General features: G+C 72.6%; 24 protein-coding genes and 1 pseudogene. 15 read left to right on the forward strand and 10 right to left on the reverse strand.

From position 1 onward, the window contains the following. Window positions 1-52: 52 nt before the first annotated feature. Window positions 53-664 (forward strand): TetR/AcrR family transcriptional regulator, encoded by a 612-nt coding sequence (locus ACFYPN_RS09905; RefSeq protein ID WP_389297578.1) that lies wholly within the window; start codon window positions 53-55, stop codon window positions 662-664. Window positions 665-715: 51 nt separating this feature from the next. Here the strand turns inward: ACFYPN_RS09905 and ACFYPN_RS09910 are convergent. The 6 genes and pseudogenes from ACFYPN_RS09910 to ACFYPN_RS09935 all read right to left on the reverse strand — a co-directional run bounded on the left by ACFYPN_RS09910 (window position 716) and on the right by ACFYPN_RS09935 (window position 7,693). Continuing rightward, window positions 716-3,281, reverse strand: a pseudogene (locus ACFYPN_RS09910) (Tn3 family transposase). Window positions 3,282-3,355: 74 nt separating this feature from the next. Next, window positions 3,356-4,306, reverse strand: a complete 951-nt coding sequence (locus ACFYPN_RS09915) for a catechol 2,3-dioxygenase (protein ID WP_358758406.1) — start codon at window positions 4,304-4,306, stop codon at window positions 3,356-3,358. Beyond that, complete coding sequence (locus ACFYPN_RS09920; protein WP_358758567.1) at window positions 4,303-5,487, reverse strand: 4-oxalomesaconate tautomerase; 1,185 nt, start codon at window positions 5,485-5,487, stop codon at window positions 4,303-4,305. Before ACFYPN_RS09920 ends, ACFYPN_RS09915 begins: the two co-directional genes overlap by 4 nt. 47 nt (window positions 5,488-5,534) lie before the next feature. Continuing rightward, window positions 5,535-6,245 (reverse strand): 4-carboxy-4-hydroxy-2-oxoadipate aldolase/oxaloacetate decarboxylase, encoded by a 711-nt coding sequence (locus ACFYPN_RS09925; RefSeq protein ID WP_358758404.1) that lies wholly within the window; start codon window positions 6,243-6,245, stop codon window positions 5,535-5,537. Continuing rightward, complete coding sequence (locus tag ACFYPN_RS09930) at window positions 6,242-6,991, reverse strand: PIG-L deacetylase family protein (protein ID WP_389297580.1); 750 nt, start codon at window positions 6,989-6,991, stop codon at window positions 6,242-6,244. Before ACFYPN_RS09930 ends, ACFYPN_RS09925 begins: the two co-directional genes overlap by 4 nt. A gap of 51 nt (window positions 6,992-7,042) precedes the next feature. Continuing rightward, complete coding sequence (locus tag ACFYPN_RS09935) at window positions 7,043-7,693, reverse strand: GntR family transcriptional regulator (protein WP_389297582.1); 651 nt, start codon at window positions 7,691-7,693, stop codon at window positions 7,043-7,045. 406 nt (window positions 7,694-8,099) lie between these two features. Between ACFYPN_RS09935 and ACFYPN_RS09940 the strand changes: the two genes are divergently transcribed. From ACFYPN_RS09940 to ACFYPN_RS10000, 13 genes are all read left to right on the forward strand, one after another. After that, a complete protein-coding gene (locus ACFYPN_RS09940) occupies window positions 8,100-9,080 on the forward strand; it encodes an LLM class flavin-dependent oxidoreductase (RefSeq protein WP_358758399.1) in 981 nt (326 codons plus the stop codon). After that, window positions 9,073-10,209 carry a daptide biosynthesis RiPP recognition protein gene (gene mpaB / locus ACFYPN_RS09945; RefSeq protein WP_358758398.1) on the forward strand — a complete coding sequence of 379 codons (1,137 nt, stop codon included), beginning with the start codon at window positions 9,073-9,075 and terminating at the stop codon, window positions 10,207-10,209. Before ACFYPN_RS09940 ends, mpaB begins: the two co-directional genes overlap by 8 nt. Next, window positions 10,206-11,036: a daptide-type RiPP biosynthesis methyltransferase gene (gene mpaM, locus ACFYPN_RS09950; protein ID WP_358758396.1), complete on the forward strand. Its 831-nt coding sequence runs from the start codon at window positions 10,206-10,208 to the stop codon at window positions 11,034-11,036. Before mpaB ends, mpaM begins: the two co-directional genes overlap by 4 nt. Then, window positions 11,036-12,331 (forward strand): daptide-type RiPP biosynthesis aminotransferase, encoded by a 1,296-nt coding sequence (mpaD, locus tag ACFYPN_RS09955; RefSeq protein ID WP_389297585.1) that lies wholly within the window; start codon window positions 11,036-11,038, stop codon window positions 12,329-12,331. The genes mpaM and mpaD overlap by 1 nt, the downstream gene beginning before the upstream one ends. Continuing rightward, complete coding sequence (gene mpaC, locus ACFYPN_RS09960; protein ID WP_358758392.1) at window positions 12,331-13,536, forward strand: daptide-type RiPP biosynthesis dehydogenase; 1,206 nt, start codon at window positions 12,331-12,333, stop codon at window positions 13,534-13,536. Before mpaD ends, mpaC begins: the two co-directional genes overlap by 1 nt. 117 nt (window positions 13,537-13,653) lie before the next feature. Next, window positions 13,654-13,842 carry a daptide-type RiPP gene (locus ACFYPN_RS09965; protein WP_358758390.1) on the forward strand — a complete coding sequence of 63 codons (189 nt, stop codon included), beginning with the start codon at window positions 13,654-13,656 and terminating at the stop codon, window positions 13,840-13,842. A gap of 98 nt (window positions 13,843-13,940) precedes the next feature. Further along, on the forward strand, window positions 13,941-14,120 hold the full coding sequence (locus ACFYPN_RS09970; RefSeq protein WP_358758388.1) for a daptide-type RiPP: 180 nt from the start codon (window positions 13,941-13,943) through the stop codon (window positions 14,118-14,120). Between the two features lie 257 nt (window positions 14,121-14,377). Then, entirely contained in the window at window positions 14,378-14,575 is a 198-nt protein-coding gene (locus tag ACFYPN_RS09975) for a hypothetical protein (protein WP_358758386.1), read from the forward strand. A 2-nt stretch (window positions 14,576-14,577) separates the two neighbouring features. After that, on the forward strand, window positions 14,578-15,306 hold the full coding sequence (locus ACFYPN_RS09980) for an ABC transporter ATP-binding protein (protein ID WP_389297588.1): 729 nt from the start codon (window positions 14,578-14,580) through the stop codon (window positions 15,304-15,306). Then, window positions 15,299-16,042, forward strand: coding sequence for an ABC transporter permease (locus tag ACFYPN_RS09985; protein ID WP_389297589.1), 744 nt, complete (start codon window positions 15,299-15,301; stop codon window positions 16,040-16,042). The genes ACFYPN_RS09980 and ACFYPN_RS09985 overlap by 8 nt, the downstream gene beginning before the upstream one ends. Then, window positions 16,039-17,703, forward strand: coding sequence for a daptide biosynthesis intramembrane metalloprotease (gene mpaP / locus ACFYPN_RS09990; RefSeq protein ID WP_389297591.1), 1,665 nt, complete (start codon window positions 16,039-16,041; stop codon window positions 17,701-17,703). Before ACFYPN_RS09985 ends, mpaP begins: the two co-directional genes overlap by 4 nt. Before the next feature lie 83 nt (window positions 17,704-17,786). Next, on the forward strand, window positions 17,787-20,345 hold the full coding sequence (gene lanKC, locus ACFYPN_RS09995; protein WP_389297593.1) for a class III lanthionine synthetase LanKC: 2,559 nt from the start codon (window positions 17,787-17,789) through the stop codon (window positions 20,343-20,345). Window positions 20,346-20,389: 44 nt separating this feature from the next. Further along, a complete protein-coding gene (locus tag ACFYPN_RS10000; protein ID WP_389297595.1) occupies window positions 20,390-21,511 on the forward strand; it encodes a glycosyltransferase family 2 protein in 1,122 nt (373 codons plus the stop codon). A 47-nt stretch (window positions 21,512-21,558) separates the two neighbouring features. Here ACFYPN_RS10000 and ACFYPN_RS10005 read toward each other — a convergent pair whose 3' ends face one another. Beyond that, a complete protein-coding gene (locus tag ACFYPN_RS10005) occupies window positions 21,559-22,548 on the reverse strand; it encodes a helix-turn-helix transcriptional regulator (RefSeq protein WP_358758374.1) in 990 nt (329 codons plus the stop codon). Between the two features lie 388 nt (window positions 22,549-22,936). On the opposite strand from ACFYPN_RS10005, the gene ACFYPN_RS10010 reads away from it, so the two are divergent. Next, window positions 22,937-23,590, forward strand: a complete 654-nt coding sequence (locus ACFYPN_RS10010; protein ID WP_358758372.1) for a GPP34 family phosphoprotein — start codon at window positions 22,937-22,939, stop codon at window positions 23,588-23,590. 72 nt (window positions 23,591-23,662) lie between these two features. Here the strand turns inward: ACFYPN_RS10010 and ACFYPN_RS10015 are convergent, their stop codons facing one another. From ACFYPN_RS10015 to ACFYPN_RS10025, 3 genes are all read right to left on the reverse strand, one after another. Then, window positions 23,663-24,622: an LLM class flavin-dependent oxidoreductase gene (locus ACFYPN_RS10015; protein ID WP_358766323.1), complete on the reverse strand. Its 960-nt coding sequence runs from the start codon at window positions 24,620-24,622 to the stop codon at window positions 23,663-23,665. An 11-nt stretch (window positions 24,623-24,633) separates the two neighbouring features. Beyond that, window positions 24,634-25,197 carry a hypothetical protein gene (locus ACFYPN_RS10020; protein WP_358766325.1) on the reverse strand — a complete coding sequence of 188 codons (564 nt, stop codon included), beginning with the start codon at window positions 25,195-25,197 and terminating at the stop codon, window positions 24,634-24,636. Window positions 25,198-25,262: 65 nt separating this feature from the next. Continuing rightward, on the reverse strand, window positions 25,263-26,108 hold the full coding sequence (locus ACFYPN_RS10025; protein ID WP_389297599.1) for an alpha/beta hydrolase fold domain-containing protein: 846 nt from the start codon (window positions 26,106-26,108) through the stop codon (window positions 25,263-25,265). Between the last annotated feature and the right edge of the window lie 238 nt (window positions 26,109-26,346).

Genomic DNA, 26,346 nt, shown 5'->3' on the forward strand with positions numbered 1-26,346 from the left:
GGGCCGGTACCGCATTCCCGGCCCCGTCCACCCCTTCAGGAGCCCGCCCCGCATGCCGAAGATCAACGCCTCCACCGTCGCCGAGCACCGTGCCCAGCAACGGGAAGCGCTGATCGGGGCGGCGATCGACATCCTGGTCGACGAGGGCGCCGCCGCCGTCACACCGGCGGCGGTCGGCGCCCGCGCGGGCCTGGCCCGCTCCAGCGTCTACCAGTACTTCGACTCCTCCGCCGCCCTCCTGGCCACCATCACGGAGGAGGCCTTCCGGCGCTCCAACGAGGCACTCACCCGCGCCATGGCCACCGCGAACGGCCCACTGGAACGCGTCGAGGCGTTCTTCGCGGAAAGCCTCCGCCTGGGCGCCGAAGGCGCACACCGGCCCGCCGTCGCCCTCATGAACGCCGGCCTTCCCCCGGCCTGCCAGCAGCGGCTGATGGAACTCCACCTGGAACAGGTCGAACCGTTCCGCGCCGCCGTCCGGGAACTCGGCGCTCCTGAGCCCGCGCTCACGGCCGACCTGATCGCCGGAATGCTGCACACCGCCCTGGCCGCCGTCGAGAACGGCACCCCCCTCGATACGGTCACGCAGCGCACCCTCGCACTCGTGCGCCGCTGCCTTACCCCGGTCGGCAGTACCGCCCGCGCATCGGAGGAAGGGGCCTGAAGCCCTCGCACTGCCGAAGCACCTCGGCCGACCGCAGCTCCTTGCCGGTGTCTACTTGCCGTCAGCCGCGTTCTTGTCGCGCAGGGGCCGTAAGCCACCGGGCAGCTCGGGAAGCTGGAAGGAGTACCGGCCGAGCATGTTGACGTGGTGCCTCACGAACGGCGAAAGTCGCGCGACGTCCTCGTCCCGGACATCGAAGCCGTCGGCGCGGAGCTGGGCGAGGGCGGCGTCCATGTACCGGGTGTTGAAGAGGACCAGGGCGTTGAGGACGAGGCCGAGGGCGCCGAACTGGTCCTCCATGCGGTCCTGGTAGAGCTGCCCGGCCCGGCCGTGGAAGATCTTCCGGGCGAGCGCGTGCCTGCCTTCCTGGAGGTTGGCCTGCACCTTGATCTGGCGGCGGTAACCGGGCTCGTCGGCCAGACGCAGGATGTGCAGGGTCTTCGCGATCCGCCCGTAGTGTGCGATCGCGTCCCCGAGCGGGGTCGGGCGCCCGTCGCGGGAGAGCATCCGGATCACGTCGTAGGCACGGACGGCGCCGGTGTGGATGGAGCCGATGATCCGCAGGATGTCCTCCCAGTGCCGCTCAATGCGGGCGAGGTCGACCCGGCCGCGGGCCGCGTCCTGGAAGGCGCCGTAGTCGGCCGTCCGGTCGATGCGCCACATCTTCTGGTCGGGCAGGTCGGCGAGCTGCGGCGCGTACGCGAACCCCGCGAGGGTGAGCAAGCCGAAGACGATGTCGGAGTACGAGGCGGTGTCGGTGACGATCATCTCTGGGCGCCGTCCGCCGTCGCGGTCGTAGAGGACGTCCAGCACGTACAGGGAGTCGCGCGGGGTGCCGGCCACGACCTTCCCGCCCAGCCCGGCGGCCTGGTCGTTGATCATGTTGAGCCAGGTGGCGCCGCCCCGGCGGCCGAAGTACTTCGGGTTCGGCCGCGCGTACACCGAGGGGACCGGGACGACGAACCGCATCCCGTCGACCGAGGCGACCAGGCCGCCGCCCCACGCCTGCGCGAGGCCGATGGACGCCTGGTGCTCGATCAGGGTGGCATTCGCGGCCCGGTAGGTCGCGAGCCGCAGATACGTCTGGTCGACGTGGGACAGCCGCCCGTACTTCAGCGCGTCCGCCCCGCCGATCACGGGGGTGTAGCCGACGTTGCAGCCGTGCGCGACCAGCAGCGCGGCGATCGTGACGTGCAGGTCCCGAAGGCGGGCCTCGCCACCGGTGACCGAGGTGAACGCCTGGTCAGCGCCGTTCCAGGAGAACACCTCCAGCAGCACCTCGGGCAAGTCCACCCGGGGCAGCATCGAGTTCACCGCCGCCCGCAGATCGAGCAGGGACGCAGGCTCCGGCTCCAGCGCGGCAAAGTGCAGCCGGCCGTCGTCGTCGAAGACGATCTGCGCGTTGTCCGGCAGCCGCCCGGCAACCTCCCGGTACGTGCCGTCCCGCAACGCGGCCCGCGCCGCCAGGTGCTCGCTCGGCCTCCCCGGGCAGACCGAGCGGGGCCAGCACGGTCGGCCGGGCCTGCTCCCCCGCCTCGCCGTCCAGCAGCTTCGCCCGGGGGTCGCCCAACTTCGAGGAGTTCTTCGCGAACACCTGCTTGCTGCGCAGCATCCGGTGCAGCTGCTCCAGCACACAGAACGTGTACGCCTTCCAGTCCACTGTGCCCGGCTCCAGGTGCGGGGCCGAGAGCACCAGGCGCCGCCACGAGCCGGCCAGCAGGCCGGTGTCGATCTCGGCCGGACCGACCTTCTTGCGGCCCATCAGGTCCGGCAGGGACTTGAGCGCGTCCAGCACGGCCTCGCCCTCGGGGGTGGCGCCGAAGTCGACGACCTTGACAAGGAGCCTCGACAGCTCCGCCAGCCGCCGCGGCGGGATCGCCGACACATCGGGGTTGCCCATGCCGAGGCCGGCGATCTCCTCGGCGCGCTGAAGCGCCCACTTCATCTGTGGCCCGGACACGCGCACGGGGCCGCGCCGCAGCCGGTCCAGTTCCGAGACCCGCTCGCCGGGCGGCACGATCAGCAGCGAGTCCAGCACCGCCCGGTGCCCGGTGTTCAGCAGCCCGTACAGCGTGTCCCACAGCCGCTGGTTCGCCGCCTCCCGCACCGTGCCCACCAGCCGGGCCAGACGGCTCGCTCCCGGCAGCAGCACCCGCCCCTCGCGCAGCCAGCCCGCCGCCGCGTCGAACAACGCCTTCGGCCCGTCCCCGGTCGTCCACGCCCGTGCGTCCAGCCAGACCACCAGCTCCTCGCGGACTTCGGCGAAGTCCCGCCAGCCCCCGGACTCCTGGATCTCCCCGGCATGTGTGCGGGCCGTACCGTCCCGCTCGCCGTACAGCTTCAGGCACGAGGCGTCCGCGATCTCCAGCTGCTCGGCCAGGTACTCGGCCACCTCTGCCGGCACCTGCCGCGGGTCCGGCATGAACCGGCCCAGGAACCGCACGCTCGTGAGCTGGACCGCGAACCCGAGCCGGCTGTGGGCCCGGCGCTTGGCCTGCACCGCCTCCCGGTCCGCGTCGTCCAGGAAGAAGTACCGCTCCAGCTCCGCCCGCAAGGCCACCTCGTAAAACGCCCCGTAGCGGGCCGCCTGCTCATCCGTCAGGAACTCGACCGCCACAACAGCTCTCCGAAGATCGACGGCGTACGGCCCCGGACCGGCGGAGCCGTACGCCGTACTCGCCCCGTGGGCCGTCAGGCGACGGGCGGGGTGCCGTGCGTGTGGAAGGACTCGATGGTCTTCAGGCCCCACGCCTGCCCCTTGGCGCGTTCGGCCTCGGTCCAGGTGATCAGCGGCCAGTCGGGGGCGAGGACGAGCCGGGTGAGCGGGTTGCAGAGCTCGATCCGGTTGCCACCGGGCTCGTAGACGTACAGGAAGAAGGTCTGCTGGATGGCGTGCTTGTGCGGGCCGGTCTCGATGAACACGTCGTGGTCGAGGCAGATGTCGGCCGCGCGCAGGATGTCCTCGCGGGTGTCGGTGGCGAAGGCGATGTGGTGCAGCCGGCCGCGGGAGCCCGTCCAGTCGGACGTGTAGACGACGTCGTACGACTTGTTGGTGAACGTCAGCCACTGGGCGGCGAGCCTGCCGCTGTCGAGGACGATCTGCTCGGTGGGCCGGGCGCCGAGGACGTCACGGGTGAAGGCCGCGTTGGCGGCGACGTCGGAGCCGAGGAAGTTGACGTGGTCCAGGCGACGCACCCCCACCCCGTGGGCGGGCTTGGCCTGCGGCTGGTTCTTCAGGCCCGGTTTCAGCTCGGCGGAGGCCACGTAGTGCTCGCTCTCCCAGTACAGGGCGAGTTCGTGGCCGTCCGGGTCGCTGGTCACGTACAGCGGGCCGATGCCGGGCTCGTCCTCGGTCCAGCGTCCGGGGCGCCCTGCGGCCACGAGCGCCTCGACGCGGCGGTCCAGCGCCTCCTGGCTGGAGGTGCGCAGGGCGGTGCGGCGTACGCCCGGCTGTTCGTGGGCGGTGAGGACGAGGCTGTGGTGCTCGTAGTCGTCGAAGGTCCGCAGGTGGACGGAGTCGCCGGAGCGGCCGTTCTCCGTCAGCCCGAGGATGCGGGTGAAGAAGTCGAGGCTGCCGTCGAGGTCCGGGGTGAGCAGCTCGACGTGGCCGAGGTGGGCGATGTCGCCGAGAGGCGGAGTCATCGGTGCCTCCTGAGGGTTGCGGGTGCGGATTCGGGTACGGGGGGTCGGGGTGCGGGGTCGGCGGGCCGGGCGAAGACGGTCCCGTCGAAGATCTTGCGGGCGGTGCGCACCACGGCGGTCCGGCCGGCGACCGGGACCGAGCCACCCCCGCTGATGGTGCTGTCCTTGCCTGTGGTGCCTGTGGTGCCTGTGGTGCCGGTGGTGCCTGTGGAGCCGGTGGTGACCGAGGCCGTCACGTCCAGGAAGCCGGTGGGGTGCTCGATCCGCACCGGGCCGGCGCCCCGGGGAAGTCGGGCGACCGGTTCGCCGACGTTGCCGGGGATCAGCAGCCCGGCGGCGACACTCGCCGCACCCAGCACCCCGATGGAGGTGTGGCAGCGGACCGGGATGAAGGTGCGGGTGGTGACCGCCCCGCCGTCCACCGGTGGAGCGAGCAGGCTGAGTTTGGGCACGGTCGCGGCGGAGACGTCGCCGAGCCCCATGAGAGCGCCGGCCGCGAGCCGGATCTCCTGGAGGCGGCTCGCCAATGCGGTGTTCTCCTCCAGCACGGCCGGGGTCTCGTAGCCGGTGATGCCGGTGATGCCGGTGTCCCGGAGATCACCGACGGCGATCAGGACAGTGGGCATGCCGTTGTCCACGCAGGTGACGGGGGTGCCCGCGACGGTGTCGCGGACCCGCCCGGTGGGCAGTAAGGTCCCTGCGCGGGGCGGGAATTCGACCACCACCGGGGCCGCCGTCCCCGGCACGCCGGAGAGTGCGGTGGAACCGGCGTAGTCGACATGCCCGCCCGGAGTGGCGAAGGTGTCGGTGGCGAGGTCCCCGGTGTTCACCATCCGGATGCGGACCGACGTACGGTCACCTCCGGCCGGGACCAGTCCGCGTTCGACGGCGAACGGGCCGACACCCGCCAACAGGTTCCCGCAGTTCTGACGGTCACTCACCACAGGCTCTTCGATCGACACTTGAAGGAAGAGGTAATCCACGTCCGCGTCCGGGTGGTCCGAGGGCGAGACCACGGCGACCTTGCTGGTCAGCGGATGCGCCCCGCCGAGGCCGTCGATCTGGCGCGGGTCGGGGCTCCCCATGAGGCGCAGCAGCAGGTCGTCCCGCTCGGCGGGTCCGCCCGGGAGGTCACCGGCGAGGAAGTAGGCCCCCTTGGACGTGCCGCCCCGCATCAGCATGCACGGCACCTCCTCGGGGCCGGCCACCGGGCCGGTCGTGGGTCCGGTCACGGGGCCGCTCCGTCGCGGAGGTGGTCCTCGTACGACCGGTACGTCACGCCGAGCCGTTCCAGCGTTCCGCGCAGGCCGTACCGGTCGAGGCCCAACTGCCCCTCGGCGAAGGCCGCCCTGGACGCCTCCTCCTTGGCCGTGCGCGCGGCGGAGGCCTCGACCGCCTCGGCGGCCCGCTCTCGCGGTACGCACATCACCCCGTCGTCGTCGGCGAGGACGACGTCGCCGGGGCGGACGATCCGTCCCTCGATCGCGACGGGCACGTTGACCGATCCGCCGGTCGCCTTCACGGTGCCCTGGGCGCAGACGGCCTTCGACCACACGGGGAAGCCCATCGCACGCAGTTCCGCGGTGTCGCGCACCCCCGTGGTGGTGACCAGACCGCGGACGCCCCGGCGTTGGAGCGCGGTGGCGAACAACTCGCCGAACAGGCCGTCCGTGCAGGGGGAGGTGGTGGTGACGACGAGGATGTCGCCCTCGCCGCACTGCTCCACCGCGGCGTGGACCATGAGGTTGTCGCCGGGCCGGCAGAGTGCCGTCACGGCGGTACCCGCGACCCGTACCCCTTGCTGGACCGGACGGAGGTCCGGGCCGAGGCTGCCGGTGCGGCCGAGCGCCTCGTGCACCGTGGCCACGCCGTACCGCGCCAGCGCGTCGGTGTCCTCCAGGGACGCCTTCGGGGGGTGGGTGACGATCACACCGCTCATGCCAGCTCTCCCGTCACCTGCGGGTACGGGCGCATGTACGCCTCGCCGTACGTGGTCGACGCCAGGCCCAGGTTGGGGCCCGCGTTCCGCTTGAGCTGCACCCCGCGCCGCTTGCCGAGGTCGGAGTAGTACTCCCAGAGGTGGGCCTGCGCCGAGAGGCACTCCATCGCTGCGCGCTTGGTGTCGAAGACCTGGGTGATGTCGAGCAGCACCTCGGGGGTGAAGCCGCACATCTCCGGCTGGTGGGGCTCGAAGAAGAAGACCGGCGGGGCACCGAGCACCTCGCCGGGGGCCGGGTAGCCGATGGCCCCGGCCAGCACCCGGGCGTCGAGCGCCATCCGGGCGGCGGCCGGGTGGTCGCCGTTGTACGGGTCCGTCAGCGGGTGGGTGAGCACCACGTCGGGCTGGGTCTCGCGGTAGATCCCGACGAGCCGGTCCGTGAGTTCGGGGGTGACGAGCAGGGGGTAGTCGCCGGCGTCGAGGAAGCGCACCTCTGCGCCCAGGACGGCGGCGGCACGCTCCGCCTCGTCCCGGCGCATCGCCTTGATCTCGTCCAGCGCCTTGCCCTCGCGCCAGGCCCGCGCCGACTCGCCGCGTTCGCCGTAGGTCAGGCAGGCGATGGTGACCTTCTCGCCGCGCGAGGCGGCCAGGGCGATGGCGCCCCCGGCCCGCCACACGAAGTCTCCGGCGTGCGCGGTGACGACGAGTGTCGACCGGACGGGGGCGGGCGCGTTGGCTGGGGTCATGCTCGGGTCTCCTTGGCTGCGGGTGCGCCACCGGCCCGCCGGATACCCGGGTCAGTCGCGCAACACGTCGATCACACTGCTGAGATGGGCGCGGACGGCCCGCTCGGCCGCCTGCGGTTCACCGGCCACGATCGCCTCGATCATGGCCAGGTGCTCGCTCAGGGACTGCTGGGGACGACCGGGCCGCAAGGCCAACTGGAACTGGTGGCGCACCAGTTGCCCGTTGAGGCGTTCCAGGAGCTCCACGGCGGTCCGCTGACCCGAGAACTCCCTGACGCAGGTGTGCAGTTGATGGTTCAGCTCGGAGTAGGTGAGGGGATCGCCCTCCGCCACCGCCTTGGCCATCGCCTCGCCCAGGGCGGTCAGCTCCTCGCGCTGCGCCCCGGTGGCCAGGACCGCCGCCTTGGCCGCACACAACCCTTCGAGCGCCATGCGGCACTCGGTGATGGCCACCGCCTCCTCCACGGTCACCACGCGCACCCGGGACCCGCGGTTACGGATCCGCTCCACCAGCCCCTCTGCGGCGAGGTCGATCAACGCCGCACGGATGCTGGCCCGTGTCACACCGAACTGCTCGGCGAGTTCGTTCTCCACCAGCCGCTGGGCCGGTGCCATCTCGCCCCGCAGAATCGCCTGCCGGAGCCGGGACAGAGCCAGTTGCTTGGCCTGCTCCCCGCTACCAGGACTGGCTTCCTTCGGCATTCGTGCCCTCCCTGAGTGAGTGCTTGTCGACGCTAAATCTAGGCCAACAGGATTGTCAACAATATTGTCTCCGATTTTGCGGGAGTGATCGCGGTGCGCGTGCCCGCGCGGGGTCCGGCCTCACCCACGCGGGACCGGACGCCATCCCCCGCACGCCCTCCCGTGCACCCGGCGGACCCCCCGCGATGCGCGGCGGGCGGCAGCCCTCGGGTGCCGCCGCGGACACCCCCTTCGGAAACCGCCTCGCCGGGCGCTCAACAGGGCCTCTGATCAGCGGCAAAACCACCCGGGAAGGGAATGCAGCTTGCTGCAGCCGTGCGGTGCATGAAGCTGCAGCAATCCCCCCTCCCCGGAACCACCGACTCCGTGAAACTATCCAGCACATTACGAAGGGGGGCGAGAAGACGTGGACTATTCCGTACTGATTCCTTTTCTGCCGCGCCGCACCGAGCAGGTACTTCCCTATGCGGCCCTGGTCGAATGGACAGGGGCCCGGAGACTCTGGCAGGGACAGAGCCTTCTGATGGAGCCTTTCCAGACCTTCTCCGCCGTGGCAGGGGCGGGATTCCGGGTTCCCACGGGTCTCGGGGTCACCTTGATGCCCCTGCGGCACCCCTTCGAGGCCGCTCACCAGATCAAGTCCCTGGCGATGGCCACCGGACAGAGCGTGCTGGCCGGCTTCGGGCCCGGCGCGAAGAGCTTCCAGCAGAGCCTGCTGGGCGCGCCGTACGGGAGCCAGCTCACGGCGGTCAGGGAGTACCTGACGATCGTGCGGGAGCTGCTGGGCGGCGGAGTCGTCGAGGCGAAGGGCGACTACTACAGCTGCCATGCCCGGATGGGGCCGGTCATGTCCCCCGAGGTCCAGGTCGGCCTCGGGGTACTGCGGCCCGGCATGGCGCGGCTGGCCGGCGAGATCGCCGACGCGGCGATCACCTGGCTGACGCCCGCGGCCTATCTGGACGCGGTGGTGCGCCCCGCGTTGCGGGAGGGCGCCGCCGCGGCGGGGCGCCCGGAACCGAAGGTGACGGCGATGGTGCCGGTGGCGCTGGAACGCGCCGGCCGCGACGTCTCCGATTTCGTCCTCTCCAGTAATTCCGGGCACATGATGGCCCCGCACTACATCGACATGCTGGGTAGAGCGGGAATCGACTTCTCGAAAATGGATCCTCAATCGGCGGGACGCCTGATGGCCGACGCCGGCGCTTTCCTCCACGGAGACCTTGAGAGCGTGACCAAACAACTCGACGAATACCGTCTCGCCGGGGTCGATGAAATCGTCCTCAATCTGACGGGTGTCGCAAATCTTTATGGCCCGAAGGCCGCCATGGAAGATCTGAAGAGAATTCTCACGGCGGTCGGCGCCGATCGGAGGGAAGCACGTGCATGAGGCCCTGATCAGTCGTGCCGGTCTGCATCTGCGCTCCTGGGTCACCGGGCGTCCACCGCTGGGTGTCGCCCCCGCGGGCGGCGGCACCGCGACCGTCGTCCTGGAGGACGCCGTCCATCTGCCGGCGCTGCTCGCCTCGGACGTCGTGGGTCCCCGGACCCTGGTCCTCGTCCCGGGGGAGCCCTCCGGGGAAGCCCACGAGTCGGGTGCGGCGGTGGTGGGCTTCGAGGGATCGCTCAGCGAGCCCGGCGGTGACGCCTCGATCGGTGGCGCCCTCTTCCTCCAGGTGCAGGACTACGGGACGAGCCCGTACATGTCCCTGCTGGGCACCACGCTCGTCCGGGTCGCCGGCGAGACGGACTACGAGGCGTTCCTCGCGGACGCCGACCGGGCACGGCTGGAGGGCGAGTTCGCCGCCTTCGTGGTGAGCCCCGCGGTCCAGCTCGCGGACCTTCCCGCGCTGGGCAGCGGCGAGACGGGCGACGGTCCGGGCACCCGCCTGTGGGTGGCGGCCGACGGCACCGTGTCGGTGTCCCCGCAGGGCGCCCCGCTGGGCGCCGTGGGAGACCCGGTCGCCGCGCTCGAAGAGCGGTGGGCGGCGCTGACGGCGGAGGACACCACCGGCGCGGCGGTCTCCCTCGCCGCCGCCGTACCGGAGGCCGTACGCACACGGGCCGCGGCGACACGCCCGTGGCTGGCGAGGTACGTGGCGGCGCTGGACGTTCTCCGCGACCTCCAGGTGCACGGGGTCACCGACGTGCGGGTCTCCGGGTTCGGCGGGCGCCTGGTGCCCTCGCTGGAGTCGGTGGAAACGCCCCACGACGCGGAGGACCCTCGCGCGCCCTTCCTCGCCTGGACCCCGGAGGCCGCGTACGTACGGGTACCCGGGCACGACCGGACCTTCCGGCTCGGCCGCCCGGCGGCCGCCGTGGCCGAACGGCTGCTGGTGCACGGCTCGTCCGGGGCCGCACTGGAGCACGCGCGCGCCGAGGCGGGAGAGGACGCCCCGGCCCCGCTGACCGGGGCCACCGTCGCGAAGGTGGTGGCCTTCTTCGCCGAACGGGGCATTCCCCTCGTCCAGGAAGCGCCGCAAGGTACGCCGTCCGTGGCGGAGGTGACCGGCGCGTGACCACGACAGCGACGACCACCGGCCTTCCCCCGGGCCTGGCCGGTGAGGTACTGGCCGGCTACGGCGAGCGGGTGGCCCTGCACGACCTGTACGACGCGGTCGGCGCTCCCGTCTACCACGACCTCGCGGCGGCCGACACCAGCGAGATCCGCGAGGTGCTGCGGGTGGCGCGGGCCGTGACCGGGCCGGTGCTCGAACTCGCCTCCGGTTCCGGCAGGTTGACTCTTCCGCTACTCGCGCTGGGCCGCGAGGTCACCGCCCTGGAGCTCAAGGCCGACATGCTGGACCTGCTGCGGGAGCGTCTCGCAGCCGCCCCGGCCGGGGTGCGGGCGCGCTGCACACCCGTGCAGGGCGACATGGCCGCCTTCGACCTGGGTCGCGCCTTCGGCCTGGTGGTGCTCGGCACCACCTCGGTCTCGCTGCTCGACGACGCGGGCAGGGCCGGACTGTTCGCCTCGGTACGGGCCCATCTCGCGCCCGGCGGCAGGTTCCTGCTCTCCACCGTGGACATGGTGAACCCGGCGGACGGCACCCTCGGCAGCACCGACCTCGACATCGAGGGCCGCGGCGCGAGCGGCCGGCGCTACCGGATGATCGAGCACTGGCCCGAGGGCGCGCCCGCCCGGCGGGTGACGATCCTGCCGCCCGCGGAAGAGGCCGGCGCGACCGGCCGGATCGACGTGCTCACCACGTCGATCCGGGTCCTCCCGGCTCGGCGGCTGGAGCGCGAACTCGCCGGTTCCGGGTTGCGGATCACCGCCCGCCACACCCTTCCGGCGAGCGGCCCGCGCCACCGTGACGTACTGCTGGAAGCGGAGGCGGTGTGATGGGACGCGAACTCTGGCCCTCCCTCCAGGCCCCGGCGCTGCACGGCGACGACGAGCTCTGCACGGTCTCCGCGCACGGAGTGCGGGTCCGCTTCCTGGACGGCCGCGAACTCCTCTGCGGCACCAGCGGTCTGTGGAACGCCAACCTCGGCTACGGCAACGAGGCGGTCGCCGAGGCCTGCGCCGGTGCGCTGCGGGACGCTTCGTACCTCTCGGTCTTCCGGTACGAGAACGTCTACGCCCGGCGCGCCGCACAGGAGTTGGTCGAGGCGGCCGGTGAGGACACCTACGCACGGGTGCTGTTCTCCACTTCCGGTGGCGCCGCCAACGACCTGGTGATGAAGCTCGCCCGGCACCACCACGCGCTGCGCGGCCAGGGGCAGCGCAAGCTGGTGGTGGGGCTCCGCGACAGCTACCACGGCCTGACCTTCGGCGGGTTCGCGCTCACCGGCGAGAATCTGGGGCAGCCGGTGTACGGCGTCGACCAGCGGCTGGTGCGGCACGTGTCGCCGAACTCTGCGGAGGAGATCCGCGCGCTGGCCGCGCGCCAGGGCCCGCAGATCGCCGCCGTGGTGGTCGAGCCGGTCCTCGGCACGGGTGCGGTGGTGCTGACCCCCGAGTACGTCGACACCCTGCTGGAGCTCCGCGAGGAGTACGGATTCCTGTTGGTCGCCGACGAGGTGGCCACCGGTTTCGGGCGCACCGGCGCTCTGTTCGCCTCCCAGCTGTGGTCCGCTCCTCCGGACGTGCTGATCACGTCGAAGGGGCTGACCAACGGTACGAGTGCGGCGGCGGCGGTCCTGGTCTCCGCCCGGGTGGCCGAACCCTTCGATGCCTCCGGGGACGTGCTCGTGCACGGCGAAACCCAGGCGGGCACCCCCGTGACCTGCGCGGCCATCCTCGCCACGCTCGCCGAGATGCGCCGGCTGGACGCGGTCGCCTCGGCCCGTCGGCTCTCCGCACGACTCGACACCGCGCTCGGCGACCTCGTGGCCTCCCACGCACGGGTGAGCGCGACCACCGGCGCGGGCTGCTTCCGTTCGATCCGGCTCTCGGCCGAGGGTGACGCGGGCACCCCGCTGCCGCCGAGCGAGGTCCCCGCCCTGGTGACGGCGATCCGGCGGGCCGGCGCCCTGGTGCACCCCAGTGTGTCCGGGGTGCAGATCCTGCCCGCGCTGACCTACTCGGACGAGGACCTCGACGAACTGCTGATCCGCGTACGGACCGGCATCGACACGTACACGGCGACGGGTGCGTCGCCGGTCCGCGCGGCGGCCGGGACGGGAGCGGTCTGATGGAGACTGTCTGGAGTGTCAGCAGGCACCCGATGACCCGGGTGGCGTACGGCCTGGACGGTCTGTCCGCATGGCTGCCCCAGCACGAGGGCCGGCGGCTGGTCCTCCTGGCGGACTCGGCCGTCGCCGGGGGCGAGGCCGTCGTCCGGGTGCGTGAGCGGGCGGTCTGGGCCGGCTGGGACCCCGAGGACGTCGTCCTCACCGGCCCGGGGGACCTGGGCAGCGTCCAGGAACTCGCGGAGCGGCTGGCCGGCAGCGACCTCGTGGTGGCGGTCGGCGGCGGTTCCCTCCTCGACCAGGCCAAACTCGCGGTGCTGCTGCGCTCCGACCCGAACGTCCGCGAGCGGCTGGCGGTGCGGCACCGCAGCGGCCTCGTCCTGCTGTCGGCGGGTTCGGTCCCCCGCCTCCCGCTCGTCTCCGTCCCGACGACGGTGGGCACCGGCAGCGAGCTGAGCGGTGCCGTCTGCCTCGCCACGCCCACCGGCAAGCGGCTGGTGCTGGGCAACGGGCTCCAGCCCGAGGTGGCGGTCTACGATCCGGCCGCCACCCGCACGCTACCGCCCGAACTCCTCGCGGAAGGGGTGCTGGAGGTCTTCTTCAGGCTCTCCGGGATGTACGCGGGCGACCACCGGGAACTGCCGGTGGAGGACGCCTTCGCCCGGACCCTGCTGGGGCTGCTCGTGAGCTTCGGCGACCGGGTGGCGGCGGCGCGGGAGGCCGGCACCGTGCCCGGGGACGGCCTCCGGCTGGAGATCGCCAAGCTGAGCGGGCTGAGCCATCAGCAGTGGCTCAACCTGGGCCGGGAGCCCGCCGCCTGCAAGGGCTGGTATCTCGCCAACGAGCTCTCCACCGCCCTCGGGGTCCGCAAGATGACGGCCGCCGCCGCACTGTTGCCGCCGCTGTGGCGGCGGATCGCGGACGGCGACACGCGCTGGGGTTCGGCCTCCCGGCTCGCCCGGCTCTGGCGCGCGGTCGCGGACGAACGGTCGGTACCGACGCCGGAGGACCCCGTCGCGGGCATCACGGCCCTGCTGGACGACTGGAACATCGACCGGACGCTCCACGCGACGGCCGAACGGACCGCGGAGGTGGCCCGCGCCACGCTGCGGGCCTGGGGCGACGGGCTGCCACCGCTCGGCGCACTGGCCCTGCCCGACGTCCGGGCGGCGATGGCGGACGCGGTACGGGCCCCCGTCCCCCTTTGAGACCCGGACCCGCGGCGAGGCCCCCTCCCCGGGCGGCCCCCGCACCCACAGACTTCCGCCGGCACCCGCCGGCGGACGCACCACCAGGAGATTCACACCTCGGAAGGAGGAGAACCCATGCAGAACGCGGACATCAAGGCGCCTCTGGAACTGGCTCTGCAGGAGCTGGAGGCCCACGAGCTGGACATGCAGGAGCTGGAGGCGCTCGACGCGCCCTTCGGCTGGAGCGACGTCCTCAGCCTCGTCGGCGGCCTGAGTGTGGGCGGAGTCGTTTCCTACGTCTCCCTCATCACGCTGGCCACCTGATCCACTCCCGGGGCCCCGGTCCTCGCGGCCTACGCCCTCCACGAGCGTGATCACGTCATCGACCGAGCGGTACCCCTATGCGGAAAGAGGTGAAAGCAATGCAGGAGAACACGAACTCGGCCCTCGAACTGGCCATGCAGGAACTGGACATGGAAGAGCTTGAGGGTATGGACGCGCCCGACTGGTGGGACAGCTTCCTGGTGAGCTTCGGAGTGTCGGCGGGCGTCAGCGCCACCTACGCCTCGCTGGTGCTCACGTCGGTCGTCGTCGCGACCTGACCGGTCCGGCACGCCAAGGAGGCCCTGTTCCGGATGCAGGACTGGTGCATCCGGGACAGGGCCCCCGGCAGATGCTACGTGCGGCTCCCACCGCACCGCCGTGCCCGGGGGCGACCCCGGCACGGCGCCTCACCGCTCTCGTACCACCGAGCATGCCCCGAACACGCGGGAGAACTCCGCCCCTGCGACGCACCGCACCGGAGACGGCCCCCTGACCCGAAGCGCAGGACCCCGCACGACCGAAGGAGAGTTTCGTCATGTCCCAGGCTGCTTCCCGCGGCTTCCCCTGGGCCCTCGCGGGCTTCTGGATCGTCGCCGTCATGGCCGCTCCCGGCATCGTCTCGGCGCTCACCGACGGCCGTACCCGGACCGTCGCCCTGCTGGTCTGCGTCGGCGTCGAGCTGCTGATCATCGCGGGCTTCGGCCTCTACCTCCGCGCGCGCGGAAGGACCTGACCATGACCGACGTAGTCGAGATCGAAGGCCTGACCAAGCGGTACGGCGAACTCACGGCGGTGGAGGACGTCTCCTTCCGGGTGGAGCCGGGCCGGGTGGTGGGTCTCCTCGGACGGAACGGCGCCGGCAAGACGACGACCCTGCGCATGCTGCTCGGGCTCGCCAGGCCCACCGCCGGCCGCGCCACCGTCTTCGGCCGGCCGTACGGCGAACTGCCGCGCGCCGCCCACCGCGTGGGCGTCTCCATGGACGGCATCGGCCCCTCCAACGCCGCCACCGGACGGGGCGACCTCCGGGTCTGGGCGACCGCCCTGGGGCTCGGCCGGAAGCGGGTGGACGAGGTCCTGGAGCGCGTGGGCCTGGAGGGCGACGCGCACCGCAAGCTGCGCGGTTACTCCACCGGCATGCGGCAACGCCACGCCCTGGCAACGGCGTTGCTCGCCGATCCGGAGCTCCTCATTCTCGACGAACCGGCCAACGGTCTGGACCCGGACGGCATCCGGTGGCTGCGGGAGTTCCTGCGGTCCCTCGCCGACGAGGGACGGACCGTGCTGCTCTCCAGCCATCTGCTCGCCGAGGTCGAGCAGATAGCCGACGACATCGTCATCCTGCAACGCACCCTGCGGTACAGCGGAACGGCCGCGGATCTCACCCGCGACGGTTCGGTGAGCCTGGAGGACCGCTTCTTCGAACTCGCCGGCACCGCGGGCAAGGAGCCCAGCCATGCGTGATCTCATCGCCTCCGAGTGGCAGAAGGTCTGGACCGGCAGGGCCTGGTGGGTGCTCGCCCTCGCGGCGGCGCTGCTCTGCGTCCTGGCCGACGCCGGCTACCTCACGCAGGCGCTCGACGAGTTGGACCAGGGCACCACCACCGTGGAGCAGCTGACCTCGACGCTGGTGCAGGGCTGGTTCATGGTGGAGCTGGTGGCCGCGCTCGCCACCATGCTCGCGGTGACCCGCGAGTTCTCCAGCGGCTCCATCATGCGGACGACACTGCTCGGCGGCGGCCGTCTGCGGGTGCTCGGAGCGAAACTCCTGGTCGCGGCCGGTACCGGCGCGGTGTTCGCCGTGGGGGCCGGGGTGCTGGCGGCGGTCAGCCCGTGGCTCTTCCTCGCCGGACGGGAGTACCACCCGGAGTGGTCCATGACGGCCACCTGGACGCTGCTCGGGGTGATGGGCGTGATCGTGGCGGGCGCCCTGTGGGGCTGCCTGCTCGGCCTGATTATCCGTCAACAGGTGGTCGCCGTCGTTGTGATGCTGCTGAGCACCTGGCTCGTCAGTGGTGGTCTGCTGCGACTGGTCCCGGACGTGGGCAAGTTCACCATCGACGAGGCGATGGCCTCCATCTACCGCGCGGGCAACGAAGGGCTGCTCTCCATCCCCTGGGCCGTCGTCGTCCTCGCCGCCTGGATCGCCGCCGCCGGCGTGGCCGGCCGCGTCCTGTTCCTCCGCAGGGACCTGCCGTGAAACTGGCCCTGAAGCGCCCGGAGACCGTGGTCCCCGTACTGCCCCCGCTACCGGTGCGCCCGGTACTGGCGGACGAGGTGCTGGTGCACGAGCCGGCGGGCGAGGGCGCCCCGTGGATCGTGCAGTTCGGCGCCGGCCGCTATCTGCGGGTCGGGGCCGGGATGGCACGGCTGCTGCGTTCGGCGGACGGCACCAACACCGCCGAGGACATCGCGGAGCGCCTCGGCCGCCCCTGGACCGCCGAACTGGTGGGCGAGGGTCTGCTGCGGGCGCAGAAGATGGAGCTGCTCCAGGACGCGGCGCGCGAGCCGGTGCGGACCAGGCGGTTCGCGTTCGTACCGCCACTGACCTTCCAGTACACCGTGGTGCGCCCGGACCGTTTCCTCGCCCGCCTCCGGCCGCTGGCCACCCGGCTGGCGCACCGGGCCTGGGCGGTGGCGCTGGTGGCCCTGATGGCCGGCGGTCTGCTGAGCGTCGCCTTCCAACTGCCCGCTGCCACCGACGCGCTGAGCAGCCCGCTGCCGGTGTCGGCGCTGATCGCGCTCGTCGCCGTCACGTACGTGGGGACAGCCCTGCACGAGATGGCGCACGGAGTCGTGCTGAGCCACTACGGCGGCAAGCCCAGCCGCATGGGCGTCATGCTCTTCTACCTGACCCCGGCGTTCTTCTGTGACGTCACGGACGGCTGGCGGTTGCCGAACGGCGCCCAGCGGGTACGCATCGCGCTCGCGGGCATCACCGTGCAGGCGGCCATCGGCGGGGTGGCCGGCCTCTCCTCCGCGGGAGTGGCCCTGGCCGGGGGGAGCGACACGGTCCGCGGGCTGCTGCTCCTGCTGACCGTGACCAGCTTCCTTTCCGGCTTCTTCAACGCCGTCCCGTTCATCAAGCTCGACGGCTACCTCGCGCTCATGAGCCATCTGGACATCTCGCACCTGCGTGACCGGTCGATGACCGACACCCGGCGCTGGTTCGCGAAGGTGCTCTTCGGCGGACGGTACGAGAAGACCCTGCCCGAGGTGGGCTGGGCCCCGCTCTTCGGGCTGGCCTGCATGGTGTTCCCGCTGTACGTCCTCGGCACCGCGTTCACGCTCTGGCGCTCGATGCTGGAGGGCATGGGTCTGGTCGGCGCGGTCGTGGTGTCGCTGGCGCTGCTCGCGCTGCTGGTCCGCTGCTGCACGGGCGTCCTGCGTCTGGGCGTGGAGGCGCTCGCCGCCGGGGCGGCCCGGTGGCGGATCGCGGTCGTCTCGCTGGCCGGTCTCGCCGCGGTCGCCGCCCTCGCCGCCGGGGTGACCCTCCCGTACAGCGTGACCGGCGGCTTCGTGAACCAGAACGGCCGGGTGGTGTTCGTGGCGACCGGTGCGGCCGACCTGGACGCGGTCGCCCCGGGCGCGAAGGTCCGTCTGACGGGCAGCGGGATCGTGCTGCACGAGGAGCTGGGCGAGGCCGAGGTGGCGTCCACCCGGCCCACCGACGTCTCCGCGCCCTTCTCGCTCTTCGCCCCGGTCACCGGGCTGGACGCGATGAGCCTGCCGGCCACGGGTCTCCCGCTGCGGACCGCCGCGCCGCCGTCCGGGACGACCGGACTGGCCGAGATAGAGGCGGGCCGGCGCAGCCTGGGCGAGTGGCTCTACCTCCGGTACCTCGCGCCGTTCTGGCGCTGACGCGGGCCCGGCCCGTACGCACCCCCTCACGGCGACGGCCGCCCGCCGACCGCGCTTCCTCCCAGCTCCCAAGGCGGTTGATCATGGACATACTTCGGCACTTGGCGCACTGCCCGCCCGGCACGCCGTTCTTCGACCGCGACGACGCGGACAGCGCCGCGCAGGACGACTACCCCGCGGTATCGGCGCCGGCGCCGGCGGGATGGACGTCCCACACCGGACCGGACTGGGCGATGCTGACCCCGCCGGACCACCGGCTGCCGCCGCAGGGCTGGAAGATCCACGTGTCGGCGGTCGCCGGGAACGCCGAGGACGTGCTGGACCGCTGCCGGGAGTACCTGGTGCCGCGCGGGATCGCGTTCAAGTTCATCCGGAGCCGGAAGGTGCTGCTGCGCCGGAACGGCAAGTACGGCGACCGCAGCGCCTCGGGCAAGTTCGTCACCGTCTACCCCCGCGACGAGGAGAGCCTCGGACGCGTGCTGGAGGAGTTGGGCACCCTGCTGGACGGTGAGCCGGGCCCCTACATCCTCAGCGATCTGCGCTGGCGCTCCGGACCGCTGTACGTCCGCTACGGCGGGTTCGTCGCGCGGACCATGAAGACGCCCACCGGCGAGACCGTCCACTGCGTCGAGGATCCGGACGGCAACCTGGTCCCCGACAAGCGGCTGCCCACCTTCCGGCCGCCGGAGTGGGTGACGCTGCCTGCGTGCCTGGAGCAGGCGCTGCGGGACCGCAACTCCGGCACCCTGGAGGACTTCCCGTACCGCGCCGAGAAGGCCCTGCACTTCTCCAACGGCGGGGGGGTGTACCGGGGCAGCGACCTGCGGACCGGCGGGCCGGTGCTGTTGCGGGAGGCGCGTCCGCACTCCGGGATCGACACCCACGGCAACGACGCCGTCGCCCGCCTGGAGCAGGAGCACTCCTGTCTGGAGAAGCTCGGCGGGCTGCGCTGGTTCCCCCGGCTGATCGAGGCGCGCAAGGGCCACGAACACCACTTTCTCGTCAGGGAGTTCGTCGAGGGCGAGACGCTGGGAGCCGCCCTCACCCGACGCCTTCCGCAGGCCCCGGAGGCCGACCCGGGGCGGACCGCCGCCTACACCCGGTGGGCGCTGGACGTCCTCGCCGACATCGAGCGGGGTGTCACGGAGATGCACGCGCGGGGCGTCTTCTTCGGCGACCTGCACCCGGGCAACGTCCTGGTGCGCCCCGACGACACCGTCGTCTTCATCGACCTGGAGACGGCGACGACCGATCCGGACACCGCCCAGATCCACGCGGCCCCCGGTTTCGGCGCCCCCGCCGGGCACCGGGGACCGGACATCGACCGGTACGCCCTCGGCTGCCTGCGGGTCGCCCTCTTCGCGCCGCTGACCACGCTCATGGGCTGGGGCCCGCACAAGGTCGAGCAGCTGATCGCCCACATCACCACCCGCTACCCGCTGCCCGAGGACTGGGGCGACCGCATCCGCGCCGACCTCGCCCCGCTCGCCCCGGCCCCCGCCGTCGCAACCCCCCAGCCGCAGCCGGTGCCGCAGGTCGCGTCGGGCTCCGGCGCGGTGGCACGCGCGGCCGTCGCCGAGGGCATCCTGGCGACCGCCACCCCGGACCGGGCGGACCGGCTCTTCCCCGGTGACGCGACGCAGTTCCTGCTGCCCGGCGGCGGGGCGGGCCTCGCCTACGGAGCGGCCGGGGTGTTGTGGGCACTCGCCGGATCCGGCAGGACCGGGTCCGGCGGAGCCGAGGACGGCACGGGCGTCCCCGAGGCGCACGTGGACTGGCTGGAGCGCGCCGCGACCGACACCACCGACGTCCTGCCCGGCCTCTGGACGGGCCTCTCCGGTATCGCCTCCGCGCTGCTGGGGCTGGGCCGGGCGGACGCGGCAGCGGGGCTGCTCGCCCGGGTCCGGGCGATGGACCCGCCCAATGACAGCTACTTCGACGGGCTCGCCGGCATCGCGCTCGCCCAGCTCCACCTGGCCCGCACCACCGGCGACGAGGACGCCCTGAAACACGCGACGGCGGCGGGCGAGCAGCTCTCCGCGCGCGCGGCGGCGACCCCGCCGCGCCGGGGGCAGTCGGGCCTCATGCGCGGCCGGTCCGGCGGTGCGCGGCTGCTGCTCGCCCTGTACGAGCAGACCTCGGACGCGGCCTGGCTGGACTCCGCCCGGGACCTGCTCACCACCGACGTGACGGCTCTCGGCTGGACCGAGGTCCCGGGTACGGGCTCCGAAACCGACACCGAGGGCTGGGCCCCCAACGCCCCGGGCGGCCGACCGCTGTTGGCGGCCGGTGGCGCCGGCACCGCGCTGGTCCTCGCCGACTACCTGGACCACCGCCAGGACCCGCGCTTCACGCTGGTGGCCGACAGGGTGCGGGCGGCGGCCCGGGAGGCCATGCCTCGTACCGCCGGGCTCTTCCACGGGTGGGCCGGGGCCGCTCTCACCCTGCGGCGCCTCGGCGAGGAGCCGTCCGGCCGCCTGCTCGACGTGCTGGACCTCTACCGGGTCGAGTACGCCGGGCGCCCCGCCTTCCTCGGCCACGAGAACCTGCGGCTCTCCACCGACCTGGCGACCGGCGCGGCCGGGGTGGTGCTCGCCCTGGGGCCGGCGGACGACGGTCCCGCCGCCCTGCCCTTCTGGTGACCCCACATTCCACGACGAGCGTGCAGGAAGGAGGCCGGGAGCCCGTGGAACACCGCCGCGTACCCCGGGTGTCCGTGATCTGCCCGACGTACAACCGGTCCGGGGCGATCATCCGGACCATCGACTCGGTCCGGGCCCAGACCGTGCGGGAGTGGGAACTCCTGGTCGTCTCGGACGGTTGCGAGGACGACACCGAGGAGTGGGTGGCGCGGGCCGCCCGGGAGGACCCCCGGGTGCGGCTGCTCCGCCTGGCGCGGACCGGCCATCCGAGCGGCCCGCGCAACGCCGGGCTGGCCGAGGCCCGGGGCGCGTACGTCGCCTACCTCGACCACGACGACACCTGGCACCCTCACCACCTCCGGGTCGTCCTGGAACTGATCTCAGGTGGGGCCGACGTGGCGGCCTCCGGGTGCGAGTACCGTGATGCGACCGGCGGTGTCGCCGCCGAGCTGCCACCGCTCTCCTGCTGCTGGCACCCGCAACTCCAGCTCATGGGGCCGATGTTCGAACCCTCCCGGGTGGCGCACCGGAGCGGACTCGTGGAGTCGGTGGGCGGGTGGCGGCCGGGGGCCGGGCTGGAGGACTGGGACCTCTGGCTGCGCCTCGCCGACGCGGGCCACACCTTCGCCACCGCGCTGGAGCCGACGGCGGTCCTCCTCACGGACGGCGGAACCCGTCGGCACCGAATGGCTCGCCCCCACCGGATACCGCTGGTCCACCTCGCCGACGCGCGCGCCGCCCACGCGCTGCTGCGGGAACTGCGCACGGGACGGCACGACGGGGTGTTCCGGGCGGCCTGCCGTGAGGACATGCGGGAGTGGTACGCGGCCATGGCGCGGGACGGGGGCTTCGTGCGCCCCACGGACTGGCACGGTGATCCGTTGGACGAGATCGACCGGGTGGTCGGGGGGGCGGCCAAGCTCTTCGAGGAACTCGTCCTCGTACCCGACCGGGGCCGCTTCGCCCTCGCCCGCAACCTCCTCTGCGCCCGCACGGAGCACGCCCGGCGGGCCACCGCACTCCTGCCGGCCATCCAGCCCCGTCAGCTGCGGCTGCTGACGGAGCTCGCGGAGGCGGCGGTGCCACCGGAGCCGGCGAACATCACGGTCCGGGAGCCTGCTCGAGCCCTCCGCGGGACGGGCCACGCGCGTCCCCGAGCCGGGTGACCGTGCACCCGTGGGACGGACGCCGCACGTCCGCGGAACGGGCGACCTCAGATCCAGCCTCTGTCCCGGGCCAGCAGCGCGGCCTGGAAGCGGGTCGCCGCGTCCAGACGGTGGAGGAGCCGGGCGACGTGCCCCCGGTAGGTCCGCACCGAGATGCCCAGCTCACGCGCCCCGGCTTCGTCCTTGTCGGTACGGGCCATGATCTGGAGCACCTTCAGCTGCAACTCCTCCAGTTGATCCCGCTCCCCACCGCCGCCCAGCAGCGGCGCGGCGTCGGCCGCGTGGTCCCAGAACCGGTCGAAGAACGACCGGAGCGTCGCCACCAGTCCTTCCTCGCGGATCAGCACCGCCCGCTGGTCCGGCGAGTCGGGGGCCGACTGCACCAGGGCGGTCATCCGGTCGAAGATCAGCACCCGCTCGAACCCGCCGTCCAGCACACGCACGTGGGCCCCGTGTTCCACCAGTTCACGGAAGTGGCCCACGGCGACGGGATCACGGAGCGCCGAGCGGCGCACCAGGGCGCGCACGGTGACGCCACGCCGCAGACAATGCAGGTCGGATTCGCGGGCCATGGCGACGCACTCGGGGGTCAGCGTGCGCGACGGCTGCATCGCCAGCAGCTCCCTGCGAGCGAGGTAGGCGAGCTTCTCGGCCCGCTCGTAGAGCAGACCGGCCCCCTCCAACGTCTCCACCTCCTCGTGGACGCTCTTCTGGTCCTCCCAGTGCAGGACTTGGCGTACGAGCGAGTGACTGGTGGAGAGGATCTCGCGCTGCTCGTCCTGGAGGGCCCGGATGCGCTGCTCGGCGAGCTTGCCCACCCCGATCCCAGGATCGACGGGGAATGCCTCACCGTCCGCGCCGATGTGGATCATGCCCTGCTGGTCGAGCCGCTTCAGGGCGAGGTGGAGATCCTGCTCACCCAGACCGAGTGTCGAACTCAGACCCTCGACAGTGGCACCTGGGCATCGCAACAGCGCCCGGTAGACGGATTCGTCGAGGGGCGGAACTCCCAGTACGGCCAGCTCCGACTCATCCATACGTTCCCCCGTAATGAAGATGATCTCTTACGCACAGCAGGACGGATCCCCACATTTTCCCGCTCACGTCAGTGCCCGTGGGGCCCCTGTGAAGACATTGCCCACTGTGCCCTGCGGGGCAGTTGAGTACTCGCGAAACCGGCGAGTAGCCCACCGGCTGCGCGCCGACAAGGCGGCGCAACCGTCCCTTACCGGATTCACACAGGGCCTCCCCCGATAGAATGCTGACGGGGCAACGGAGTTGAGTACCGGGAACCGGCCGCACGAGTCGGGCGTGATGAGGGAAGACCGGAAGCGCGTCGCGGACGAACAGCGCCCCTCCCGGCATGATGTGCCGATTTGCCCCGGAACGCGGCCTGCTGGACAGCCCTGAGGGAAAGAAGGACCGATGGACACGGAACTGACCGTCGGCGAGCGGATCGCACTGCTCGGACTGGACCAGCGGGACGGCACACCGCGCGACCATCTCCGGGTGGGCGCCGCGATCGCGGCGGCGCCGCTGCTCCGACTCGTACGCTCCGGTGGCGTGGTGGTCCGCGACGGCAGGCTCGTCGCGGCCGACCTGCCGGCACCCCGGGAGCCACTGGCCGCAGCGGTCGTGGCGCAGGTGCGCGAACGCCCTGAGGCCCAACCGCAGGCGTGGCTGCTGGCGGTGCGCGACCAGGCGGTCACCGCCACGTACGACACTCTCCGGACGAAGGGCGTGGTCCACCGGGAGGGCCGCAAGCTGTTCGGCGCCTTCGGCTCCTACCGTTACCCGGTCACCGATCCGGCGGTGCCGCGGGCCGTGCGGAGCGAGCTCGCCGGGGTGGTGCTCGACGGGGCGCCGGCCGGCCCGGAGACCGCCGAGCTGATCACGCTGCTCCACCACGCGGGCCTGCACGCCCGCGCCCTGCCGGACGCCGACCTCGGCGTCGTCAAGGAGCGCATGGGCGAACTGGCCGCCACGACCGGTGCGCCCGGGGCGGTGGGCGAGGCCGTCGCGGCGGCCCTCGCCGCCCTGACCGTGCTGCTGGTGGCCGTCCCGGGCCTCGCGGGCTGACCGGACGGCGGACGGCGGACGGCTTCACTGCCGTCCGCCGTCCGCCACCTCTCGCCCGACGCCCGTCGGCGGTCAGGGCCGGGAGTTGAGCGCTGCCACCGGCTCGGCCCGGGATGCCGCGAGGTCGAAGACCTCGGCCAGCAGCTCGTACGAGCGGTGGCGGTCGGCCGGGTCGGGGGCCAGGGTGTTGATGATCAGCTCGTCCACCCCGTGCGACGAGGCGAGCGCCGTGAGGGTGCGGTGGACCTGCTCGGGGGCGCCGGAGACGAGCGCCGCGCGGTGCGTCTTCGCCCGTTCCAGCTCCGTCCCGGTCCACCGGTGGCGGCGGACGGTCTCGATCGACGGCAGCGGGGCGTCCGCGCCCAGGTCCTTGCGGGCCCGCCAGAGCAGCAGGCTCTGGGCCAGCTCCTCGGCCCGTTCGGCGGTGTCGGCGGTCACCACCCGTACGGCCAGCGCACCGGAGCCGGGTCGCGCGCCGGCTCCACGGTAGTCCTCGAAAGCCGCCGGCCCGCCGTGCGGCGAGAAGAAATGGCCGAACGCGAACTCGGTGCCGAGCGCCCCCGCCAGCCGGGCCGACTCACGCCCCGCGCCCAGCAGCCAGACCTGCGGGAACACCGGGGGACGCGGGACGACCCCGTGCGGCCCCAGCAGCGCGATCAGCTCCTGGATCTTCCGGGGGAAGTCGTGCGCGGGTCCGCCGGCCCGGCCGATGCCGAGGTCCACCCGCCCCGGGTACAGCGAGCCGAGGACCCCGAACACCTCGGCCACCTTGGCCGGGTCGTAGCGGGGCAGCAGCACCCCGCCCGTACCGATCCGCATCCGGCTGGTGCGGGCGAGCAGCGCGCCCGCGAGGATCTCCGGCGCGCTGCCGGCAAAGCCCGGGGAACCGTGGTGCTCGGCCACCCAGTAACGGGTGTAACCGAACTCCTCGGCGGCTCCGGCGAGTTCCACGGAGGCGCGGAGTGCCGCGTCCGGGGTGTGGTCCTCGCCGACCGGGGTCTGGTCCAGCACGGACAGTCGTGTCGTCGTCATGGTGTGTCCTCTCAGTGCTGGTGGGAAGCCGGTTCGCCGGAGGCGCCCGCCATGGTCGCGGGCACGATCCTGAAGTCCCGTTCGAAGACGAGGTTGTGCAGATCGGCTGCGGCGATGGCCCGCAGGGTGGGCAGTTCCCTGGCGGCCTGGGCGTCGTCGAAGACGTTCATCGGCCACTCGGCGACGGTGGCGCCGCGCAGGTGCGGGTGGTGGAAGGTCATGCCGTAGTGGGCGTAGAGCGTGATCGGCGCGATGCCCGCGGTCCGCTGCTCCTCCCACGAGAGGGTCCAGGCGTGGAAGAGGCTTCCGTCCGGCGCCCGTTCGACGCCACTTACCTCCACCGTCCCTTGACCCAAAAGGAGTTCGGCGTTCAGCTCGTCCAACGCCTGCCGTGCGTAGGGGTCGAGGAGGGTGGTGGCGGTACGGAAGTGGCGCTCCTTGGCCTGCCGGGAGACCGCGTCGCCGTGACGTCCGTCCCTCAGGTCGGCGAAGTGCCGCAGCAGGGCGGTGAGATCGGCTTCCTCTGCGCCCGTCTCCGCGGCGGGGCGGGCTGCGGACGGATGGGTGGCGGTCATGGCGACTCCTCGGCTTCTTCTGTGGGGTACGGAGGGGTACGGAGGGGTACGGGGGGCCGGACGGCTCAGTGGTCGTGGTCCGGGGCTGCGAGCCGGCGCAGGGCGAAGCCGAGCCAGCCGCGCAGCGACTCGGCCGAGCCGTGCCCCGCCTGGAGGAACGCCCCGTGGCCGGTTCGCCGGAACTGCTGGAGTACGCGTTCCACCCCGGCCTCCCCGAGCAGCTGCGCGTACCGCACCACGTCGTCGTGGACGGGGTCGAGGTCGCCTCCGGCGAGCACCGCCGGAGCGACACCTCGCAGGTCGCCCGTCTCGAAGGGTGTGCTGTGCAGGCGGGTGCCGTCGGCGGCGACGGGGTGGCCCGGCGCCCGGTAGGCGCGCCAGGCCGCCCGCAGATACTCCGCGTGGGGGAAGGCGCCGGGGTACCGGTGGTACGAGTCCGCCGCGCACTCCGGGTCGAGCGGCGGATAGGCGAGTACCTGGGCAGCCAGGGGAAGCCCGCGGTCCCGGCAGACGAGGGCGGCCGAGGCCGCCAGCGTCCCGCCCGCACTGTCCCCGCCCACGGCCACCAGGGGCCGCACGCAGTCGAGTTCGGCGCGCGAGCGGGCCCAGGCGAGTGCGGCCAGGACGTCTTCGACCATCTCCGGGTGCCGGGCCTCGGGGACGAGGCGGTAGTCGACGCTGACCACCCCGAAACCGGAGGTGAGGGCGAGCTCGGCGGTGGCCTCGTACCAGTCGGCGGAGCTTCCGCCCCGCCAGCTCCCGCCGTGCGCCCAGACCAGCCACCCCAGGGGTGCGGTCGCGGGCAGGAAGGTGCGGGCGGGGACGGGTCCGGCCGGGGAGGGAATCGATACGGCCTCCCCGTGTGCCGGGGCACGGGTCGTGCCGTCGGCGGGGCGTGCGGGCGTTGCCATGAGAGGTTCCTTCCGTCGGTCGGCAGCACTGGGCGCCGTGCCCTCGGCCCACGTTCGCTCCGCGGACCGGCTTGTCACAAGGCGGAGTTGCCTTAGTGGTCCCGCACGCCGGATCAGCTGAGCGCGCCTTCCGCGGCGGGCTGCTTGTTCTTGAGGAAGAGGAAGGAGGTCAGGACTCCGAGGACGACGATCGCGGTGTTCACGATCACGGCCGTCGTGATGCCCTCATGGATGTCCG

Source organism: Streptomyces sp. NPDC005576 (genome assembly GCF_042871745.1).
Classification (GTDB): Bacteria; Actinomycetota; Actinomycetes; order Streptomycetales; family Streptomycetaceae; genus Streptomyces.

Bases quoted from the DNA above. Each gene is read 5' to 3' on its own strand.
- ACFYPN_RS09905 (WP_389297578.1), top strand. From the start codon at position 53: ATGCCGAAGATCAACGCCTCCACCGTCGCCGAGCACCGTGCCCAGCAA.
- ACFYPN_RS09915 (WP_358758406.1), bottom strand. From the start codon at position 4,306: ATGACTCCGCCTCTCGGCGACATCGCCCACCTCGGCCACGTCGAGCTG.
- ACFYPN_RS09920 (WP_358758567.1), bottom strand. From the start codon at position 5,487: ATGCTGATGCGGGGCGGCACGTCCAAGGGGGCCTACTTCCTCGCCGGT.
- ACFYPN_RS09925 (WP_358758404.1), bottom strand. From the start codon at position 6,245: ATGAGCGGTGTGATCGTCACCCACCCCCCGAAGGCGTCCCTGGAGGAC.
- ACFYPN_RS09930 (WP_389297580.1), bottom strand. From the start codon at position 6,991: ATGACCCCAGCCAACGCGCCCGCCCCCGTCCGGTCGACACTCGTCGTC.
- ACFYPN_RS09935 (WP_389297582.1), bottom strand. From the start codon at position 7,693: ATGCCGAAGGAAGCCAGTCCTGGTAGCGGGGAGCAGGCCAAGCAACTG.
- mpaD (WP_389297585.1), top strand. From the start codon at position 11,036: ATGGGACGCGAACTCTGGCCCTCCCTCCAGGCCCCGGCGCTGCACGGC.
- mpaC (WP_358758392.1), top strand. From the start codon at position 12,331: ATGGAGACTGTCTGGAGTGTCAGCAGGCACCCGATGACCCGGGTGGCG.
- ACFYPN_RS09965 (WP_358758390.1), top strand. From the start codon at position 13,654: ATGCAGAACGCGGACATCAAGGCGCCTCTGGAACTGGCTCTGCAGGAG.
- ACFYPN_RS09970 (WP_358758388.1), top strand. From the start codon at position 13,941: ATGCAGGAGAACACGAACTCGGCCCTCGAACTGGCCATGCAGGAACTG.
- ACFYPN_RS09975 (WP_358758386.1), top strand. From the start codon at position 14,378: ATGTCCCAGGCTGCTTCCCGCGGCTTCCCCTGGGCCCTCGCGGGCTTC.
- ACFYPN_RS09980 (WP_389297588.1), top strand. From the start codon at position 14,578: ATGACCGACGTAGTCGAGATCGAAGGCCTGACCAAGCGGTACGGCGAA.
- ACFYPN_RS09985 (WP_389297589.1), top strand. From the start codon at position 15,299: ATGCGTGATCTCATCGCCTCCGAGTGGCAGAAGGTCTGGACCGGCAGG.
- lanKC (WP_389297593.1), top strand. From the start codon at position 17,787: ATGGACATACTTCGGCACTTGGCGCACTGCCCGCCCGGCACGCCGTTC.
- ACFYPN_RS10005 (WP_358758374.1), bottom strand. From the start codon at position 22,548: ATGGATGAGTCGGAGCTGGCCGTACTGGGAGTTCCGCCCCTCGACGAA.
- ACFYPN_RS10010 (WP_358758372.1), top strand. From the start codon at position 22,937: ATGGACACGGAACTGACCGTCGGCGAGCGGATCGCACTGCTCGGACTG.
- ACFYPN_RS10015 (WP_358766323.1), bottom strand. From the start codon at position 24,622: ATGACGACGACACGACTGTCCGTGCTGGACCAGACCCCGGTCGGCGAG.
- ACFYPN_RS10020 (WP_358766325.1), bottom strand. From the start codon at position 25,197: ATGACCGCCACCCATCCGTCCGCAGCCCGCCCCGCCGCGGAGACGGGC.
- ACFYPN_RS10025 (WP_389297599.1), bottom strand. From the start codon at position 26,108: ATGGCAACGCCCGCACGCCCCGCCGACGGCACGACCCGTGCCCCGGCA.